Origin of the sequence: Duganella sp. CF458, assembly GCF_900113115.1 — a bacterium.
In the GTDB taxonomy this organism is placed as follows: domain Bacteria; phylum Pseudomonadota; class Gammaproteobacteria; order Burkholderiales; family Burkholderiaceae_D; genus Rugamonas.
Genome location: NZ_FOOF01000016.1, coordinates 1 through 18,445, shown reverse-complemented (window position 1 = coordinate 18,445; position 18,445 = coordinate 1). Strand labels below are relative to the sequence as shown.

The window sequence follows — 18,445 nt, the reverse complement described above, 5'->3', positions numbered from 1 at the left end:
GGTTCCCCTACAGAAGGTCAGATCAGCCCGTGCTCGAGGGCGTAGCGGGTCAGTTCAGCATTGCTGGACATGCCCATTTTCTCGAGGATGCGGCTGCGATAGGTTGTCACGGTATTAGGGCTGAGATGTAGCTTTTCCCCTATTCGCACCAGTGACTCGCCCTGGGCGATCAGCTTGAAAACTTCCAGTTCACGGTTGGAGAGCTCCTCGTGGTCGCCACTAGGGCCGCCGCCAACCAAGGTTGCCAGTTTTTCAAGCAGTGCCGGGCTGACATGCTTGCCGCCGGAGGCAGCTTTGCGCACCGCCTCGATCAGGGTCGAGGTCGGGGCATCCTTGGTCAGATAGCCGGAGGCGCCCGACTTGAGCGCCCGCACCGCATAAATCTCTTCCGAATAGGTGCTCAGCACCAGTACAGCCATGCGCGGGCATTCACTGCGCAGCGTTTTGAGCAGGTCCAGGCCATTTTTGCCCGGCATTTTGATGTCCACCAGCGCCACGTCGAAACTGCGTTCGCCCACGCGCTGCATCGCCTCCACGGCGTTGCCGGCTTCACCCTCCACGCTGATATCGGGCGCGGTACCCAGCATCAGGCGCACGCCATTGCGTGCGATCGCATGGTCGTCGACCAGCAACACGGTGATCTTGTCACCCATTCTTGTCCTCCAAAGGCAGGCGCAGTTGCAAGGTGGTGCCCTGCCCGGCCTTACCGCTGATAATCAGTTCGCCGGCAAAGCGGCGCGTACGTTCGTGCATGCCGAAGAGGCCCCAGGATTCGCGGTCGGACAGGCCGGCGCTCTCGATCCCCTTGCCATTGTCTTCCACGCGCAGCACCACGTTCTCGCCGTCGGTATCCACGATGACGCGCGCTTCGCTCGCTTCCGCATGGCGCACCACATTGGTCAGCGCCTCCTGCGCCACGCGGAACAGCATGGTGCTGCGTTCCGCGTCCAGCTCCAGCGCCTGTGCCTCGGGAGTGATGTTGCAGCTGCATTGCAGTCCGCTGCGCTGCCCCACCTGCTCGGCATACCATTCCAGCGCGGGCCAGATGCCCAATTGGTCCAGTACACTTGGGCGCAAATCGGTGATCACGCGGCGCACCGTTTCAATCGCATCCTGCGCCAGCTTGGCAGCATCCTTCAGCAGCGGGTCGGACTGTTCGCCGGCACGTTCGATGGCGACGGAAATATAGGCCTTGATGCCAGTCAGCAGGCCGCCCAGCTCGTCATGGATTTCCTGCGCAATGCGGGTGCGCTCATGTTCTTTCAGCTTTTCCTGATAGGCGGCCAGTTCGCGCAGCTCTTTCTGGGACTGGCGCAGTACGCGTTCCGCCTGCAGCTTTTCGTCGATCAGGCGCTGCTCGCGCAGCAGGCGGTCGATAGCACCGGCCAGGAAATCGAGGTAGCGGCCATCGCTGTCCTTCACCAGGTAGTCGCGCGCGCCCCGGCGCATCGCTTCCGCCGCCACGGTGGCGCTGTCGGCGCCGGTCAGCATCATCACCGGGATGTTGGGTTGGGGTTCGCCGCGGTCGGCCGCAAGCCGAGCCAGGAATTCAAGGCCGGTCAGGTCGGGCAAGTGATAGTCGAGCAGGATGCAGTCGGGCTTTTCGCGCAAGGCGATATCCAGGCCTTCCTGCCCGCTTTCCGCCTCCAGCAGTTCGCAGCTGAAACCAGGCGCTTGCGCAAAGGCGCGGCGGCACGCAATACGGTCGACGATATCGTCTTCGACGATAAGGACCCTTACCGTGTTCATGGCAGCTCGCTGATGGTCCAGTACAGGTTAATCGAGCGCACCACTTCCACGAACTGGCGATAGTCGACCGGCTTGGTCATATAACCGGCCACACCCAGGTCGAAGCTGCGCATCTTGTCCTGCTGCTCCTCGGATGTGGTCAGGACGATGACCGGGATCCGGCGCAGCAGGGGGTCCTGCTTGACGTTCTGCAGGAACTCGATGCCGTTCATGATAGGCATATTCAAGTCCAGCAGGATGATGCAAGGCTGCTCGCTGCCCGGTTCGCGCAGGTATTCCAGCGCGGCCTCGCCGTTCTCCATCGCCACCACACGGTTGCCGACATGGACTTCCTTCAGCGCGCGCAGGATGGTCATCACGTCAACCTGGTCGTCTTCAACCAGCAGAATCGGCTTGCTCGTATTATTCATGCGTTACTCTTTCTTTTCTTCGGCAAGGTGAAATAGAAGGTGGTGCCCTGGCCCAGCTCGGACTCCAACCACACCCTGCCCTGGTACATTTCCACAATCTTTTTCACCAGCGCCAGGCCGACACCTGTGCTCTCAACGCGGTCGCGCGGCGCCAGGGTCTGGAACAACTGGAAAATTCGTTCAAAGTGCCGCTCCGCGATGCCAGGACCGTTGTCGCGCACATGGAAGCGCCACTGGCCACCCTCGTCGGCCCAGCCCACTTCAATCTCGCCCTGGGGCTTGTCCATGTACTTGACCGCGTTCGACACCAGGTTATGGAACAACTGCTGGATGCGGGTCGGTTCGCCCGTCACAGTTGGCATGCCCGGCATGACGGTGACCTTGATATGTGCCGGTACGGCGAGCAAATCGATCACTTCGGCTACCAATTGGTCGAGCTGCACCGGCACCACGGCTTCCTTGATGCGGCCAACGCGCGAATACTGCAGGATGCCGTCGATCAGTGCCCCCATGCGGTGCACGCGGTTGATCAGCAGCCGCATATGCTCCTTGCCTTCATCGTTGAACTTGTCGGCATAATCGTGCGCCAGCCAATCGGCCAGCGAGCCGATGCCGCGCAGGGGTGCCTTCAGGTCGTGCGAAACAACGTAGGCGAAGTTGGTCAATTCTTCGTTGGCGCTGGTCAGCTCCTGCAGCAGTTGCTGCGCCTTTTCCTCGGCGTGCTTGCGCTCCGTGATGTCGCGCACCAGACCAGTGAACATGCGGCGCCCGCCGAGCCACATTTCGGTCACCGCCAGGTCCATCGGGAAGATGCTGCCATCGCGGCGCAAGCCCTGCACTTCACGGCCTTTGCCGATGATGCGCTTTTCGCCGGTCGTCATGTAGTTGTGCAGGTACCCATCATGCGCTTCGCGGTGCGGCGCAGGCATCAGGATCTTGACGTTGCGCCCCTGCACTTCCGCCTCCGGGTAACCGAACATGCGCTCGGCGGCCGGGTTCACGCGCTCGATGATGCCGTGTTCGTCGATCGTGATGATTGCGTCCACCACCGTATCAAAGATGGCGCGCATGCGGGCTTCGCTTTCCTGCAGTCCGTGTTCGGCTTTCTTGCGGGCGCTGATGTCGTGGATGGTCGCCATCACCATCGGCTGCGTGTCATTGTCCTGCAGCGGTGACAGGCTCACTTCGACCGGGAATTCGGTACCGTCCTTGCGCGTGGCGAACAGTTCGAAACCTGCGCCCATGGCGCGCGGGTGCGGGCGCTCGAAATAGCTGCCGCGCAGGCCCACGTGGCCGTGGCGGAAGCGCTCGGGGATCAGCGTTTCCAGCGATTTCCCCGGCAGCTCGCCGGGTTCATAGCCAAACAGCTTTTCCAGCGCGGGGTTGACCAGTAACAGTTGTCCATCCTTGTCGATGATCAGCATCGCGTCAGTGGCTGATGCCAACAGCCATTGCAGGCTGCGTTCCGCAATCGTTGAATGTGTCAAAGCCTGGTCCTGTCGGTGGTCAAATCCTGTCATCCTATGATTGTACTGTCCATCGCGGCAAGGGGCCAGATGCGCGCCCCTGGGAATAAATCAGCCAAACTTGACCTAGGTCAAGCGGTGCCGGTGACGCGGCTCAAGATGCCCGCTAAAGTGGCGCCAAAAGCGGAGACAAGCCATGCTACCTGAAGAAATTGACCGTTGGACTGCCATCCTGCGCCAGCGGCGCGAGGTACTGGCCGGCCGCGACGCCGCCGAAGCGGCGGCGATCGACGCTGCCCTGGAGCGCCTGCAGGAAGGGACGTTTGGCCAGTGCAAACGCTGTGGGAGCGCGATTTCCGCCGGGCGCATGCAGGTGCAGCCCAGCGCGGCGACCTGCCTGGCGTGCCAGGAGCTCGCTGAGCGTCAGCGCTCTTTCATCTCACTACCTATCGCCTAACGCAGCTTTCCGCGATATGGCCTGCAAGCCTGGCCTTCGCTTTCGGCGCCATTGCAGATATGCCGGCGGCACTCCACCGCGCCGGCTGCTCCGGGCGACGGGCAGCGCTTGAATACCTCGGAGTACGTCTCCGCTTTGGCCGCCTTGCGGCGCACCACGTACTTCTTGCGCTCCGGCTGTCTGGCGCTGACTTGATGCTGCGCGTGTGTTGCACTGCCGTTGGACGCGCTTGCGCCGCGCCGGCGCGTCGTCTTAACTTTGCGAACGCCTTCGTCCTGGCCGGACGTACCCTCCATTGCTGACGAATGAGGCTTCCCGGCGAGCACCGGCTCCGGCTCCGGCACCACCTGCCGCCGCGCTGCGCTCTCGGCGGGGGACGGAGTCGCACGGGCCTCCTCACGCGGCGGCAGCGTTGTCGCCACCGCCATCAGATCACGCTCGACGCCGACGCGCTGCGCAAGGACAACGGCGCCACCCGTCAGCCCTGCCAGCAATGCTCCGCACGACATCCAGAAGGCCGGGCCTTGCCAATCCGCCAGCCTCCCGCGCGCCGGTGGCTCCGGACGCGCTGGCGGCTCCGCGCCGGCACCGGTGGATGACGGCGGCTGCGTCTCTTTGCTGCCTGCTTGTTGTTCTGTCATATGCCAAACATAGCAATAATTACATTGGAATGTCGCATGCTTGTAGCGCCATCGGCGCTTGAGCTAAGATAGTTACTCCGGTGCAAATGGGCCACACCCAGATGAAAAGCTTCCAGGGCTTCTTCCGTGATCTTGGACTCCAGCGCAAGCTCTTGCTGGTGTCGGTTCTTACGACGATCGCGGCGATGCTGGTTGCGCTGATTGCCCTCGCCAGCTACGACTTGCTGGTCGCCCGTCCCCGCGTGGTGCAAGACCTGACCGTGCGCAGCGAATTGTTCGCGCTGAATCTCGACGCCGACTTGAACTTCGGCGACCGTAATAGCGCCGCCCGCAAGCTCGCGGGCCTGCGCAGCAGTCCCGAAATCTCCCGGGCTTGCCTGTTCACTGCCGATAGGCGCGTGTTCGCCGACTTCAACCGCGACCCCGCCGCGGCATGCGAATGGTCACCGGAATTGGAACACATGGGACACAGCTTCGACGGTTACGCCTTGACGCTGTTATCGCCAATCCGCTTCGAACGCGAAGTGGTTGGCTACCTGGCCACCTACTACCATCTGCCGTCCATGTTGGAACGCCTGCGCCAATACGGCCTGGTGCTTGGTGTCGTGCTTCTCACCTTGTCGTTCGGCGGCATCCTGTATGCGGTCAGCTCGCGCCGCCTGGTCACCCAACCACTGCTCGCCTTGTCCGCCGTGGCCGACCGCGTCACGCGCGAACAGCGTTTCGACCTGCGCTCACCGGTCAGCAGCCGCGATGAAGTGGGCCGGCTCGCCACCGCCTTCAACGCCATGCTTGCCACCATCGCCGCGCGCGACGCGGCGCTGCGCCGCAGCCAGGCCCTGCTCACCAACATCGTCGAGAAGTCGTCGGCAGTGGTCTATGTGAAGGACCTCGATGGACGCTACCTGATGGTCAACCACAGCTTTCGCATGCTGCTGCCTCCCGGCTCGCCCGAACCGCTCGGGAATACCGACGACATGCTCTTCAGCCAAGAAATGGCCCATGCGATCCGCCGGGCCGACCGCGCCGTGCTGGCCAGCGGCCGCGCCTCCAGCCATGAAGAAACGTCGGGAGGCACGGTTGGCGGGCCCCGTACTTACATTTCCGAGAAATTCCCGCTGATCGATGAGTTCGGGCATATCTGGGCATTGGGCGGGGTCTCCACCGACATCACCGACCGCAAGCGCAGCGAGCTGGAACTGGAAGAGCTGGTGAATGTCCGCACGCGCCAGATCGCCGACACCAACCGCGAACTGGCCGACTCCCTCGGCACCCTCCAGCGCGCGCAGGAAGAACTGGTTCGCAGTGAAAAGCTGGCCGCGCTCGGTTCGCTGGTTGCCGGTGTGGCGCACGAATTGAATACGCCCATCGGCAACAGCCTGCTGGCGGTCAGCACGCTATTGGACCAGACCACGGCTTTCGCGGCTGCAGTGGAATCAGGCGTAAGGCGCTCTGCCCTCAACGCCTATCTCGGTGATGTCAACAACGGCAGCCAGATCGTGCTACGCAACCTTCATCGCGCGGTGGACCTGGTGTCCAGTTTCAAGCAGGTCGCAGTCGACCGGGCGACGTCACAGAGCCGCGAATTCCAGCTGGACGAGCTGGTTTCGGAAATCCTGCTGGTGCTGATGCCGACGTTTAAGAAGTCCGGCATCCGCGTCACCCACACCATTCCGCACGGGATCGTGATGGCCAGCTATCCGGGACCATTTGGCCAGGTGCTGATCAATCTGGTCAACAATGGCCTGATCCATGCCTTTGAAGGCAATGACAGCGGCGAAATCGTCATCAGCGCAGAAACCATCGGCACCGACTCGGTCGCGATCGCGGTGCGCGACAACGGCATCGGCATTGCGCCCGAAAACATGGGGAAGATCTACGACCCCTTCTTTACCACCAAGCTTGGACGCGGCGGCTCCGGCCTCGGCCTGAATATCGTCTACAACATCGTGTACGGCTTGCTCGGCGGACGTATCGACGTAAAAAGTGACCTTGGCGAGGGCACCAGTTTCATCCTGACCTTGCCGGTCAGGGTGTAGTTTCATGAAAGACAACGACTTTTTTCAATCGGAAATAAGTGCTAAGCTACTCTTTTGTGAAATTTACATCGGAGTAGCGAATGATTGTCGGCATCGACCTCGGCACAACCAACAGCCTCATCGCCGTTTGGCACAACGGCGAGCCCCGGTTGATTCCCAACAGCCTGGGGGATTTCCTGACCCCGTCCTGCGTCAGCGTTGACGAAGACGGCACGATCCTGATCGGCAAGGCGGCGCGCGAGCGTTTGCAGACGCATCCGACGCACAGTGCGGCGGTGTTCAAGCGCCATATGGGCAGCAACAAGCAGTTCACGCTGGGCGGCCGCAATTTCCGCGCCGAGGAGCTGTCGGCCCTGATCCTGCGCGCCCTGAAGGAAGACGCGGAAGCCGCACTTGGTGAGCCGATCACCGAGGCGATCATCACCGTTCCCGCCTATTTCTCCGATGCGCAGCGCAAAGCGACCCGCGCGGCCGGCCAGTTGGCAGGCCTGAAAGTCGAGCGGCTGTTGAACGAACCAACTGCCGCCGCGCTCGCCTATGGCATCCATCAGCGCGGCAAGGAAACCCAGTTCCTGGTGTTCGACCTTGGCGGGGGCACCTTCGATGTTTCGGTACTCGACCTGTTTGAAGGCGTGATGGAAGTGCGCGCATCCGCCGGCGATAACTTCCTTGGCGGAGAAGACTTCGTCAACCTGTTGATCGAGGAGTTCTTCAAGCAGGCATCCATCCCCCTCGCATTGAAGCAGGACGGCCGTTTCATGCAAAGCCTGGTGGCGCAAGCCGAACAAGCCAAGCGCAAGCTCTCCGAAGCGCCGGAAGCCCTGCTGCAGATCAACCACGCCGGTACCACCTACTCCATGCCGCTGGATGAAGCCGGGCTGGAACGCATTACCGCACCGCTGTTGGCGCGCCTTCGTTCGCCGGTTGAACGCGCGCTGCGCGACGCCAACCTGCAGACAGCCAGCCTGGATAACATCGTCCTGGCCGGCGGCGCCACACGCATGCCGATCGTGCGCCGCATGGTCGCGCGCATGTTCGGCCGTTTCCCATCCTGCGACATCAATCCCGACGAAGTGGTGGCAATGGGCGCGGCCGTGCAAGCCGGCCTGAAGATGAACGATGCTGCCCTGGATGAAGTGGTGATGACCGACGTGGCGCCGTATTCGCTGGGCGTCGAGGTATCGATGCACCTGGGCGGCGACCAGTACTCGCATGGCCACTTCGACCCCGTCATCGAACGCAACACGGTGGTCCCGGTCAGCAAGGTCAAGAACTACCACCCGACCTCGGAACGGCAGACCGCCTTGCGCATCAACGTGTTCCAGGGCGAAGCGCGCATGGCGCGCGACAACATCGAGCTTGGGACCATCGAGGTACCGATTTCCCAGGTCCCGGGCCAGAACAACGGCGTGGACGTGCGCTTTACCTACGACGCAAACGGCCTGCTGCAAGTCGAGGCGACCGTGCTGCAGACCCAGCAGACCCAAACGCTGGTGATTGAAGGCAATCCTGGCTTGCTGAGCCAGGAGGAAATCAAGGAGCGCTTCGCCGCCCTGTCCGAGCTGAAGATCCACCCGCGCGACCGGATCGAGTTCCGCACCATGCTGGCCCGCGGCGAACGCCTGTACCAGCAATTGCGAGGCGAAGCCCGCGAACACCTGGGCCGCCAGATCATGCAGTTCGAGCGTGCGCTGGAAGCGCAAGATATCCGCATTTCGCGCCAGGCCGCCCGCACCTTCAACGAAGCGCTTGAGTACTTTGAGCACCAGAGCTTCCTGAACCTGGATTCGTGATCGGCTATGCAGGACATTACCCAAGCGCTGGCCCACCTCGGGCTCGAAGCCGGTGCGACCGACCAGGAAGTGCGCCGTGCCTATGCACGTGCACTGAAGCTGATCGACCAGGAAACCGAGCTGGCGGCATTCCAGGCCTTGCGCGGCGCCTATGAACTCGCTATCGGCTTGCGTTCCGGAGGCGAACCCGAGATTCCGGAACCCTTCGGCGTAGACGAAGCGCAGGAAGCCTTCGAATGGATCATCGCCGCAGTCGCCGTGATTTCGGGTGGCCGCCGCATTGCAGACGAGACCATCTGGGTCGACGATTTGCGCGAGCAATTGGCCGAGCAGCAGCCGGTGGGTCTGGACGCAGGCCCCTATCTCGAGGCAGCTATCTGCCGCTTCCTGCTAAATGGGTGGCAACCGGGCCACGAAGCGCTCCTGCTTGCTGCAACCGACCATTTCGGCTGGGCCGATGAGGGAACCTGGCCGAATATCCAGATCGCAGAAGCATGGCAGGAACGTTGGCTATTGCACCGCCAACCGGAGACACTCAGAGCGCCACTGGTACGGGTCATCCGCGATTTGCGTCAAGCGCACGAACCGGAACTGAGCCGCCTGCGCCGCGACCACGGCTATTTCGAACTTCTTGCCACTTACTACGCGAATCTCGCGCCAATCATTGTCGACATGCAGATGCTGCAGCGCTGGCGCGAACTGGCCAAACCGCTTGGCCTTGCACCTGACGTTTCGTGGACTGCGCCGTGGCAACGCCCCTGAGAACAATTGACATGCGTGACACTCTACCCTTTTTGATACGCCTCGGCCTGGATGCCGATGCGGATGCCAAGACTATCCGCCGCGCCTATGCGCGCGAGTTGAAGAGGATCGACCAGCGGGCTGACCCCGAGGGTTTTCAGGAACTGCGCCAGGCGTATGAAGTTGCACTTCACTGGCAGGCGCACCAGGAATTCGTGCGAGATGATGCCGCTTCGCCGATCCCTGTGGAAGTGGCCGAACCCGGATTGGCGTCCGAACCAGTGACGGCGCCGGCTCTCGACGATCCCTACCGGCTCGCCGACCAGGCGTTCACCCAGTTCCAAGTAAGGACACAGGTACTCGTGGCGAACAATGAATCCCGACTGCAGTCCCGCTGGAGGGAGGTTCTCCGGGAGTCGCTGGAGCAAGAATGCCTGCTGAACCTTACCGCTCGGACCATCTTCGAGGCGCGCATCGTCCATTTGCTCGCCACCGGTTGGAAGCCCGGGCACGAAACGCTGTTCGTAGTAGCCAGCGAAATGCTGGATTGGGCGCGGGACAGCCGCCGGATCCTGCAGTTTGGTGAATCCGGTGCGATGGTGGACCGCGCCATTGACCAGTGGAAGCTGTACGAGTCAATGTCGGCAAATGCCATGGGCACCGTCAAGCAACTCATTCAAGCCATCCGCAACACCCCTAATCCACAAGGCGTGGCTGCCAGCGACGACCTGCGGCTGTTCCATCAATTGACGGATCGATTCTATAGCTGGTTCTCAATCATCATCGATCGCGAGAGTCTACAGAAATGGCATGAGGCAGCGCAGGCGGAGATTCAGCGCAGCGGCACGGCCGCCGCCGTTCCGCTTGGCAAAGCACCGGCGGAGTCCGGCGGCAAATCCAGCTGGAGTTGGTCAGGTTGGCAGATCACGTTCCTGATATTGCTCCTTGTGAAAGGTTGCGCGGCGCTCCTTACCAGCAACAGCGCCCCCCCAAATTATATGCCTGCGCCAACCCAGCAGACCGCGCACGAAAACGCCGTCAGAGAAGCCATTCTTGAAGAGCTGCAAGCCAGCAAGGATTTGGCAATGGCCACCCAGACAGGGATGCCGCCAACCGACGCGCAGATAGAGGCAGTTCGAAGGCAGATCTTCTATGTGCCCGAGCCAAACCAAGTGTTCGGCGCACTCAAGGTCAGTTTCGATGTCGAACTGGACAGCGGCGGCAAAGTCGTCAACGTCACGCGAACTCAGGGTTCGCGTGACCAGGCATATGACGAAGCGGTTGCACGTACATTAAAGCACACGAACGTTTTCCCGCCGGGCACCCAACGCAAGTTCTCCGTTTCGTATTCATACAAGGCAGGAGGCCTTTGACAGGAAGCAATTTTACGCACAAACTTACTTGATGCGGGCAGCCCCGACCACGATCAGTTTCCGGTTCGATCTACGTCGCCGATTCACACAGGCGGCAGCGATACTTTGTTGCCTGATTTGCCTGTCGCCCGCGCCTGCAGCATCCGAGCAACTCGTCATCGACTACATCGTTTCCCATAGTGCACAGCGCACCGCCTGATTACGCATCATCAATGAATTCTCTGCAGCTAACCCCGATGTCCACGTAACACAACATGGCTATCCTCAGGAGCAATACAAGCGCGATTTTACGACGCGCCTGAAAAGCGGCAAGGTCGACGTGGCATTCTGGTATGCCGGTGAACGCTTGCGCGACGCTGCCGCAAACAAGCTTCTCGCGCCGCTCGACCCCGACACCGTCACCCTACTGAAAAAGAAGAAGTTCTCCCCCGTCACCATCGATGGCACCCGCATCGATGGCGAAGTGTATGGATTCCCTTTGTATTACTACCCTTGGGGCTTCGTCTACCGCAAATCTCTGTTCAAGCGGCTCGGCATCAAGCCTCCTTCGACGTGGGACGAATTCCTCCACGTCTGCGAGCGATTGTCGGCGCAGGGTGTTACGCCGATCGGCTTGGGCGCCTCAGCCAACTGGCCGGCGGCGGGCTGGTTCGATTACTTCGACTTGCGGCTCAACGGTCTTGAGTTCCACCGCAAGCTGCTGCGCGGCGACGTTCCATTTACCGACCCCAGGGTGCGCCATGTCTTCGACGTGTGGGGAGGCCTGCTGCGCAAAGGCTACTTCCTACCAACGACTTTGGAGCAGGAGCACGAACGCGTGTTGCCCTACCTGTACCGCAATCACGTCGGCATGATGCTGATGGGGAGTTTTATAGCCGCCAAATTTCCGCAAGCGATAGCCGATGACATGGGCTTCTTCGCATTCCCGGCCATTTCTCCCGATATGCCAGCCTACGAAGACGCGCCGCTCGATGTCCTGGTTCTGCCGGCAAAGTCACCGAATCCGCAGGTCCGCAAACGCTTTCTCACCTTCCTTGCGGAGAGCGGCGCCATTCGCCACATAGCGGAGGCTGACCAGACCTTGCCTGCACAATCGGATACAACCTTCCCGCCCATCCTTTTGGGAGATCCCGCACGCCGGGTCCTGAATCACGCAGCCGGACTGTCTTCCTTCTTTGACAGGGAGGCTGACGCCGACTTGATAGGGCCGGTATCCGAAGGCTTGCGCTTGTTTCTCAAGCCTCCGCACGACACAGAACAGGCCGTGGCCACAATAGAAAAGTTGCGGCAGAAGTAGCGGTCGACTGCGTCAGGCCGATTTCTTCAATGGCGCGTCAACCTGGGGTTCGAGAAGCGGCGACTCCCGCTCCATCCAGTCGGGACCAAACAGCTCCGAGGGATGCTGGGTTCGCTCTGAACCATTGCCGCACGCAAGGCTATCGGTGGGACAGTACTTGTCGCAACCCCAGCAGACTCGCTCAGGATGCAGGGGAATGATGGGAAACTTCTTTGCCATACCCCAATCGTAGCCTTGCCACCACTGGCAATTCCTTAACCCAGATCAAGTTTCGGCTGGCCTACGTGGTCCGTTCGCTGTCGAACTGACCCGTTGCGATGCCTGTGGCACATTTTCTCCAGCATAGGAGGCAAATATGACGGAAGTCCGCAAAGGCCAAGCCCCCGCCAAGCTGAAACGTGGCGAGTTCCACTTACGCTTCCAGCGCAGTTTCGCCGATCCTCGTTTTGACGGCGTGCGCGAGCAAGTGGCGATGCTCGAGGAGGTCGCGTGGCAAAACTTCCACGACAGCCGCAAGGCGCCACTGACCAAACCGGCCGGGCCGGGATATGCCGATCCAGGCTACGAACTATCAGTCGAATGGAAGGCCGCCGCGGCCCGTTTGCAAGCCGCGGACCAACGCCAGAAAGATCCGGCCACGCCGTCACGCGTCTTGCTGATCTGCGGCGCGGCACGCAATGACGGCACCTGCCCGGGCGAAATGTCCAAGACCTGGCGCATGCTGAAACTGGCGGAAGCCACGCTTGCCGCCGACGGAATCGGCACCGATATTCTTGACCTGAGCCGCCTTACCTCCGAATTCGAGTTGCACATCCACCCTTGCAAGGGTTGCGTTTCAACCGCCATGCCGCTTTGCCATTGGCCATGTAGCTGCTACCCGAATCACAGCCTCGGCCAGGTGAATGACTGGATGAACGAGATCTATGAGCAGTGGGTATCCGCCCACGGGGTCATCATCTTCACCCCTGTGTATTGGTACCAGGCGCCTTCTGTACTGAAACTGATGATCGACCGCCTGGTGTGTGCTGACGGCGGCAATCCGGATCCAACCAGCACGCACGGAAAGAAAGCAGAGGAAGCCAAGGCGCTCGAACTGGCCGGCTGGCCCTATCCGAAGCACCTGGCCGGGCGAGCCTACGGCCTGGTGGTGCACGGCGACGTCGCCGGAATCGAAAGCGTACGACGCAATCTCTCCGACTGGCTCGACTGGATGAAGTTAATCGATGCCGGTGCACAGGCACGACTTGACCGCTATCTGGGCTATTACGAACCCTATGCGACCAGCCACGACACCATGGACAAGGACGAAGACTTCCAGGAGGAGGTCCGCAACGTCGCACGTGCCGTCGCACATGCCGTCCGGATGCTGCGCGCGGGCACACTCCCTCGCCCTGACGATGGCCTGAGGTCTCCTCGCCCGAAGTGAATTGAAAAGGGTCGGCAAATCCTCGTGGATAGCCGACCCCGGTTCTATAGCATTACTGCGCGGCGGTTGTGAACGTCCAGGACTTGTTGATGGTCTTTCCGTCCGCCATGGCGATCAAGGCCACGCTGTACACTGTGCTTGGCTTGAGCCGCTGTACCGGAACCAGCGTAGCGGTGAAGCCTTGCATATTGCCGTCGTCCGTCAAAGCCGGGCCGTTGGTCGTGATGACCGGGCCAAGCTTGCCGCCTTTGTTCACCAGGATGCGGGCGTCGACTACCGTGCCACCGGCAGGCGTCAGGCTGAACTGGCTGATCGCAATCGGCGCGGTCACGGCCATGCCCCGGGTTTCGAAGCTGACCGTTACCGGCGTACCCGCTTCGACCAGATCCGGCACAGGCGTCGGCGTTTCCGTGCGATTGAAGAACACGAACGGTACATCCGTCTGGTTTGCGTATGGATACGCACGAATACTGCCTGCCCCCGGCAACTGCGCCGATTGCGTTGTACTCGTAGCGACGTCCACGACGCAGAGCGTTGATGCGCCCTCGACCGGATTGAAGTTGTTTGCAGCAATGCCGATATCGATCGTGCTGGCAAACAGCAGGGCCGCGTGGTAAACCGAATTGGCCCACTCCGCAACACAAGTCAGGTACTTGTCGGTACCGACCGTGCTGTAGATCGCCTCCCCCGAGACCGAGGCGGAATAACCTGCCGCCGCAATCCTGTCCCCGGCACGCCCGCCCGTATATCCCGGCTTGCCGGCCGTTTCGCCATGCAGTTCGCTGATGCCGTTCTGGTTGATGTAGCTCCAGTGGGCCCCCGCCGACTTGTCCAGCAACAGGCTCTGGGCCAACAGCCCGGAGCCTATCTTGCTGCGCAAGGCGTTGATGGCATTGAAGATACTGAGATTGCCGCTGCCGGCGGGATAAGTTGGGGTGGGAACCGTGGTGACGATGTTCCCTTCCAGTGGGGCCGGTAGGCTTGTCGGCGGATTGTTGGACGCAACCGGCGAGCCCCCCGACCCGCCTCCGCCACATGCCGCCAGTAACAATGTAACTACCAGTGCTGCATACCCACGGGATTTAACCATGGGAACCCTCCCGGCGACGCAGGCACAGCAAAACGCAGCCCAAACCCAGCAAAGCCAAGGTTCCCGGTTCCGGGACGGCCAATGCCGCCTGCGGCGTATCCGGCGCGGTGATCACTGCAGGTGCGTCGGTTTGGGCATTCGTCGAAGGCAGGTAAACCTCAACGACTGGAAGAATTTCCTGTGGGGACGGAATGGGCGTAACCGAGGGCGTTGGAATGATGTCGAAACTTGGCAACGGCTGATTGCTGAAAGATTGTGAAGCGGTGCTGCTATAGCTCATGAAGCTGAATTCAATACTGTTTACGGTGCCGGGACCGGCAATCGCTTGTGCACCCGCCAGAACGGAGCAGGCCAGCAGGCAAGACTTGAACAGCGTATTAGCTTTCATATCGCGCTCCATAATTTGGTTAAGGAAACTACAACCTGAACGAAGCATCAACCGTGCCTACCATATAAGTATCTGATTACGCTGAGTTACCCCAACTTCACGCATGAAAGGTGTTAAATTTGGCGACAATTAAATTTGCAATTAGGAAAGTTCACAAGGCGATCTGAGCAAACGAGTGCAACAATACGCATAACTTTGATAACATACGGGATTCCCTTATAAGTACATGGAAAGAGAAGCGGGTGTCTACTTGGGTTATTGCTTACCGGAGTGCCGACCGGTCTGAGCATCAAATAACGGCAGATTCAGCGGGTATGCTGACGGAGCAAGGCGCGGCCATGCTGGTTAGTGATTACCTTAGGCAACAGCAATTGAACAATGGAGGCGGCCCTCTGGCTGCGGAGCAGTACAACTTTCAAATCATCCGCATTCATCGACTTCCTGGCGAGCTTGAAGGGGAATAACGTCCGCGGCAGGGCCTTTTACGTCCAGCGGCCTAGCCACCTCGCGTAGATCCCATCCGCCATCGCCCGTTAGTCGCAGCACATGCGTATGGTGGCGGCGCACAGCCGCCCGGTGGGCGATGCTGATCAAGGTGGCGCCGGTTTCACGCAGGCTTTTGTATAGCGAGGCTTCGTTGCCACTGTCCAGCGCACTGGTTGCTTCGTCCAGGATCACGATGCTCGGCTCATGCACCAGCACGCGGCCAAAGGCCAGCCGCTGTTGCTCGCCAACGGAGAGCAGCTTTTCCCAGTCCTGGACCGCATCCAGGCCGCCGACCCGGTCAACAAGATCCGGCAGATGAACCCTTTCTAGAATCTCCAGCAGCTGTTCGTCGCTCAAGCTGGTCTGCACGCTTGGGTAGATAAGCTGGCTGCGCAAGGTGCCATGCTGTAGATACGGCTGCTGGGGGAGGAAGAAGAAATCTTCCAACGGTGGATGGTGTATCAAGCCGCTGCCGGTATCCCAGAGTCCGGCAATCGCACGCAACAGCGAGCTCTTGCCGCAACCGCTATCGCCCGTGATCAGCAAGGCGTCGCCCGGCGCCAACTCAAACGACAAGTCCTTGACCAGCACCCGTTCGGATTGGGGCGGACACACCGTCAAGGCATCCACAGAAATCTGCTTGCCGGGCCGCATGAGGATCCGCGAGCTCTTGCTGTCGGCAAGCGGCTCGCCTTCGGCCGCAGGCAGGACCAGCCTCGACAACGTCTGCAGACGCTCGGTGCCAGCAACGAAACGGCTCAGGCTTTCAAAGTTGTCGACGATAACGCCCACGGCGCCGAGTACCGCAGTGAATGCACCTGCCGCCTGAATTGCCCGCCCTACTTCCAACTCGCCGGACAGCACACCGTCTGCGAGGATCATCCCCGGCAGCACCAAGGTCAGTTGGCTGAAAGTACGTTGGAACAAGTTCAGCATTCGCTGCTTTTTGATCAGCCTGCTGAAATTGTGAAACACCTTGTCGAACTTGGTGTCGATGAAAGCACGCTCCTGCGCCTCGCCCCGGTAAAAGGCAATCGATTCGGCGTTCTCACGCAAGCGCATCAGGCCGAAGCGGAAATCCGCCTCGCGCCGCAGTTGCCAGAAATTGAGCCGGATCAGCGGATTGCCGAACACATAAAGCGCAACAACGGTACCTGTCAGCGCATACACCGCTAGTACGCCAACCAGCAAATGCGAAATCGACCACAGCACGGCGCTGAACGCAACCAGCTGCATGATCGAACCTAGGAAGATCAGCAGGAAATGAATGGACCGGCCTGTGAAGGTGTTGATGTCTTCACTGATACGCTGGTCCGGATTGTCGATCTCACTTTCCGCCGTCAGCGCATAATATTTGCGTCCCTGAAGATAACCGTCGAGGAAGCGCCCCGTGAGCCAACGCCGCCACTGGTTGGCGAACATGTCCCGCATGTAGTAATAGAAGGCATAGATGGGCACTGCGAATACCAGAATGAGCAGGCAGGCCCGCACCGATTTCCAGAAACGATCACCATCACGGCCCGCGAGCGCCGAGGTCATCTCTCCCGACTGGTTGTTCAGCATCACAGCAAGCTGGGTTTCGGCGAGCATCAGCACGATCAACAGCACCAACAAGCCCCAGGCTGTCTTCTTCTCATTCCCGAGCCAATAGGGCTTGGCCACGCTGACAAACTGTTTCCAGGCGGCCAGCGATAAGGGGGGCACACGGCGCCGCTTTCCGGGCACTGCTGGATCTTCTGAGGCTGCAGAGGTATCGGCTGTCATCTTCATAGCCAGAGCATACGACTCAGCATGAAGCCGCTCAGTGCGGAAACGGACATAGCGGCTGGCGCGACAATCTTGCTACTACATGGCATTCAGACGCGAAATCGAATTCGTCCAACCCGGGGATCACCGCAGCGAATGCTACTTGATAGACTCTCAGACCGCATCCAGGCAGATCACCGCAGTTTCTGCTCTTCCAATAGGATTCGTGTCGCGAGCTTCTTAATTTTGCTTGGGAAAAGTCGAACCAAGAATCTTTCATATATGCTGAGACGGTATTCTTTCTCAAATACCGCCCACGCCGCACCTGCCGCAGGAACTACCACGGTCATTAGATAAGTGCCGTCATCATCTTCGCAAAGTGTATAACTTGAGTTCACTTGTTCAATGATTTTCATAACGCTGCCTACACAACCCGCACCGATAGAAGACGGTGCCAACCAGGTAACTGAAGGAGAAAATGGGAGGGGCAATGCCATTTAGTTTTCATGCTAATCCGAAGCCCTGATCGACGATGACGGGCCTGGAAAGACCCGGTCGCCGCTCGCCACACCATGCCTAACGCTAAATCGAAGTAGCCTTCTGGCGCGGGATCATTCAAAGGCGGCTGACCGGAAAAAATGGTCAATCTTTGAGTGACATGGCAAATCTTCGAGTGACGTGAACACAATAGTTTTCACTTATTCTTCTGCATGATTTGCCGCATTTTATTCATCTGTTCGTTGTTATCTTTTTGTACCTTCTGCGTCAGCTCATTTGGCACCGGATACTCCGGGACGTTTGGGGGGCGCGACGCCGCACGGGCGCTCCATTTCATATCTGAAGTGACAATCGGCTGGCATTGCGAATACTCGCGGTATGTCATGTTCTTGCAATAGGGGCCGTTCAGACGCTTTTCAACGCTGGGTTGGCGGACCGGTGAGTTAGGGGTGCAGGGGGACAGATTCGGGACGACTCGCTGCGTACGGGTTCGATTTCACACCCAACGGGACGACCGGCAGGCATTGTGGATATTCGCGATACTCCTTGACCCTGCAATAGGGACTATTAAGTCTCTTTTCAACGCTGGGAATCGGAACCGGTGCACTTGGAGCACAGGCTCGGTCCAAAGCCTCAATCTGCTCTCCCGAAAAATATTTCCTTGTCTCGACAAAAGAGTAGTACCTGCATTCACTTTGACTACCCTCACCAAACTTCTCAGTGAAACCCTGCGACTCCATGCATTTTTCCGCTAGCAGGCTGCTGAAATACCGCCCCGAAGCATCAACCGGGGCGGTCGGCCGAATGTTATCCTGACATCCCGTCATTTCCTACCTGAGAATCAA

At 59.9% G+C, this 18,445-nt stretch carries 18 protein-coding genes; 7 read left to right on the top strand and 11 right to left on the bottom strand.

Annotated features, from left to right (window positions below; all coding sequences use genetic code 11):
* Positions 1-17: 17 nt before the first annotated feature.
* Genes BM269_RS22555 through BM269_RS22540 form a run of 4 tightly spaced genes read right to left on the bottom strand, consistent with a single transcriptional unit; the run spans position 18 to position 3,646 of the window.
* Positions 18-653, bottom strand: coding sequence for a response regulator (locus BM269_RS22555; RefSeq protein ID WP_090442490.1), 636 nt, complete (start codon positions 651-653; stop codon positions 18-20).
* A complete protein-coding gene (locus BM269_RS22550) occupies positions 646-1,749 on the bottom strand; it encodes an ATP-binding response regulator (RefSeq protein WP_090442487.1) in 1,104 nt (367 codons plus the stop codon). The genes BM269_RS22555 and BM269_RS22550 overlap by 8 nt, the downstream gene beginning before the upstream one ends.
* Positions 1,746-2,159: a response regulator gene (locus tag BM269_RS22545; protein WP_090442484.1), complete on the bottom strand. Its 414-nt coding sequence runs from the start codon at positions 2,157-2,159 to the stop codon at positions 1,746-1,748. The genes BM269_RS22550 and BM269_RS22545 overlap by 4 nt, the downstream gene beginning before the upstream one ends.
* Positions 2,156-3,646 (bottom strand): sensor histidine kinase, encoded by a 1,491-nt coding sequence (locus BM269_RS22540; protein WP_229204751.1) that lies wholly within the window; start codon positions 3,644-3,646, stop codon positions 2,156-2,158. Before BM269_RS22540 ends, BM269_RS22545 begins: the two co-directional genes overlap by 4 nt.
* Positions 3,647-3,821: 175 nt before the next feature.
* On the opposite strand from BM269_RS22540, the gene BM269_RS22535 reads away from it, so the two are divergent.
* Positions 3,822-4,082, top strand: coding sequence for a TraR/DksA family transcriptional regulator (locus BM269_RS22535; protein WP_090442477.1), 261 nt, complete (start codon positions 3,822-3,824; stop codon positions 4,080-4,082).
* On the opposite strand, the gene BM269_RS22530 is transcribed toward BM269_RS22535, so the two are convergent.
* Positions 4,079-4,723: a hypothetical protein gene (locus BM269_RS22530; RefSeq protein ID WP_090442474.1), complete on the bottom strand. Its 645-nt coding sequence runs from the start codon at positions 4,721-4,723 to the stop codon at positions 4,079-4,081. The genes BM269_RS22535 and BM269_RS22530 overlap by 4 nt on opposite strands.
* 101 nt (positions 4,724-4,824) lie before the next feature.
* Between BM269_RS22530 and BM269_RS22525 the strand changes: the two genes are divergently transcribed.
* The 5 genes from BM269_RS22525 (at position 4,825) to BM269_RS22505 (ending at position 11,966) form a co-directional block, all read left to right on the top strand.
* Entirely contained in the window at positions 4,825-6,762 is a 1,938-nt protein-coding gene (locus tag BM269_RS22525) for an ATP-binding protein (RefSeq protein ID WP_090442786.1), read from the top strand.
* Positions 6,763-6,842: 80 nt separating this feature from the next.
* Entirely contained in the window at positions 6,843-8,555 is a 1,713-nt protein-coding gene (locus tag BM269_RS22520; RefSeq protein ID WP_090442471.1) for a molecular chaperone HscC, read from the top strand.
* A gap of 6 nt (positions 8,556-8,561) precedes the next feature.
* A complete protein-coding gene (locus BM269_RS22515) occupies positions 8,562-9,317 on the top strand; it encodes a J domain-containing protein (protein ID WP_090442468.1) in 756 nt (251 codons plus the stop codon).
* 11 nt (positions 9,318-9,328) lie between these two features.
* Positions 9,329-10,669, top strand: coding sequence for a TonB C-terminal domain-containing protein (locus tag BM269_RS22510; RefSeq protein WP_090442465.1), 1,341 nt, complete (start codon positions 9,329-9,331; stop codon positions 10,667-10,669).
* A gap of 205 nt (positions 10,670-10,874) precedes the next feature.
* Entirely contained in the window at positions 10,875-11,966 is a 1,092-nt protein-coding gene (locus BM269_RS22505; protein ID WP_090442462.1) for an ABC transporter substrate-binding protein, read from the top strand.
* A gap of 12 nt (positions 11,967-11,978) precedes the next feature.
* Here the strand turns inward: BM269_RS22505 and BM269_RS22500 are convergent, their stop codons facing one another.
* Positions 11,979-12,185, bottom strand: coding sequence for a DUF3079 domain-containing protein (locus BM269_RS22500; protein ID WP_090442460.1), 207 nt, complete (start codon positions 12,183-12,185; stop codon positions 11,979-11,981).
* A gap of 136 nt (positions 12,186-12,321) precedes the next feature.
* On the opposite strand from BM269_RS22500, the gene BM269_RS22495 reads away from it, so the two are divergent.
* Positions 12,322-13,392, top strand: coding sequence for a flavodoxin family protein (locus BM269_RS22495; RefSeq protein WP_090442457.1), 1,071 nt, complete (start codon positions 12,322-12,324; stop codon positions 13,390-13,392).
* A gap of 52 nt (positions 13,393-13,444) precedes the next feature.
* Here BM269_RS22495 and BM269_RS22490 read toward each other — a convergent pair whose 3' ends face one another.
* The 5 genes from BM269_RS22490 to BM269_RS29530 form a co-directional block, all read right to left on the bottom strand.
* Entirely contained in the window at positions 13,445-14,482 is a 1,038-nt protein-coding gene (locus BM269_RS22490; protein ID WP_139232836.1) for a CAP domain-containing protein, read from the bottom strand.
* A complete protein-coding gene (locus BM269_RS22485) occupies positions 14,475-14,870 on the bottom strand; it encodes a PEP-CTERM sorting domain-containing protein (protein WP_170860457.1) in 396 nt (131 codons plus the stop codon). Before BM269_RS22485 ends, BM269_RS22490 begins: the two co-directional genes overlap by 8 nt.
* Before the next feature lie 420 nt (positions 14,871-15,290).
* Positions 15,291-17,120 (bottom strand): ABC transporter ATP-binding protein/permease, encoded by a 1,830-nt coding sequence (locus tag BM269_RS22480; protein WP_090442783.1) that lies wholly within the window; start codon positions 17,118-17,120, stop codon positions 15,291-15,293.
* A gap of 176 nt (positions 17,121-17,296) precedes the next feature.
* A complete protein-coding gene (locus BM269_RS22475; RefSeq protein WP_139232835.1) occupies positions 17,297-17,599 on the bottom strand; it encodes a hypothetical protein in 303 nt (100 codons plus the stop codon).
* A gap of 197 nt (positions 17,600-17,796) precedes the next feature.
* Complete coding sequence (locus tag BM269_RS29530; protein WP_090442443.1) at positions 17,797-17,985, bottom strand: hypothetical protein; 189 nt, start codon at positions 17,983-17,985, stop codon at positions 17,797-17,799.
* Positions 17,986-18,445 lie beyond the last annotated feature (460 nt).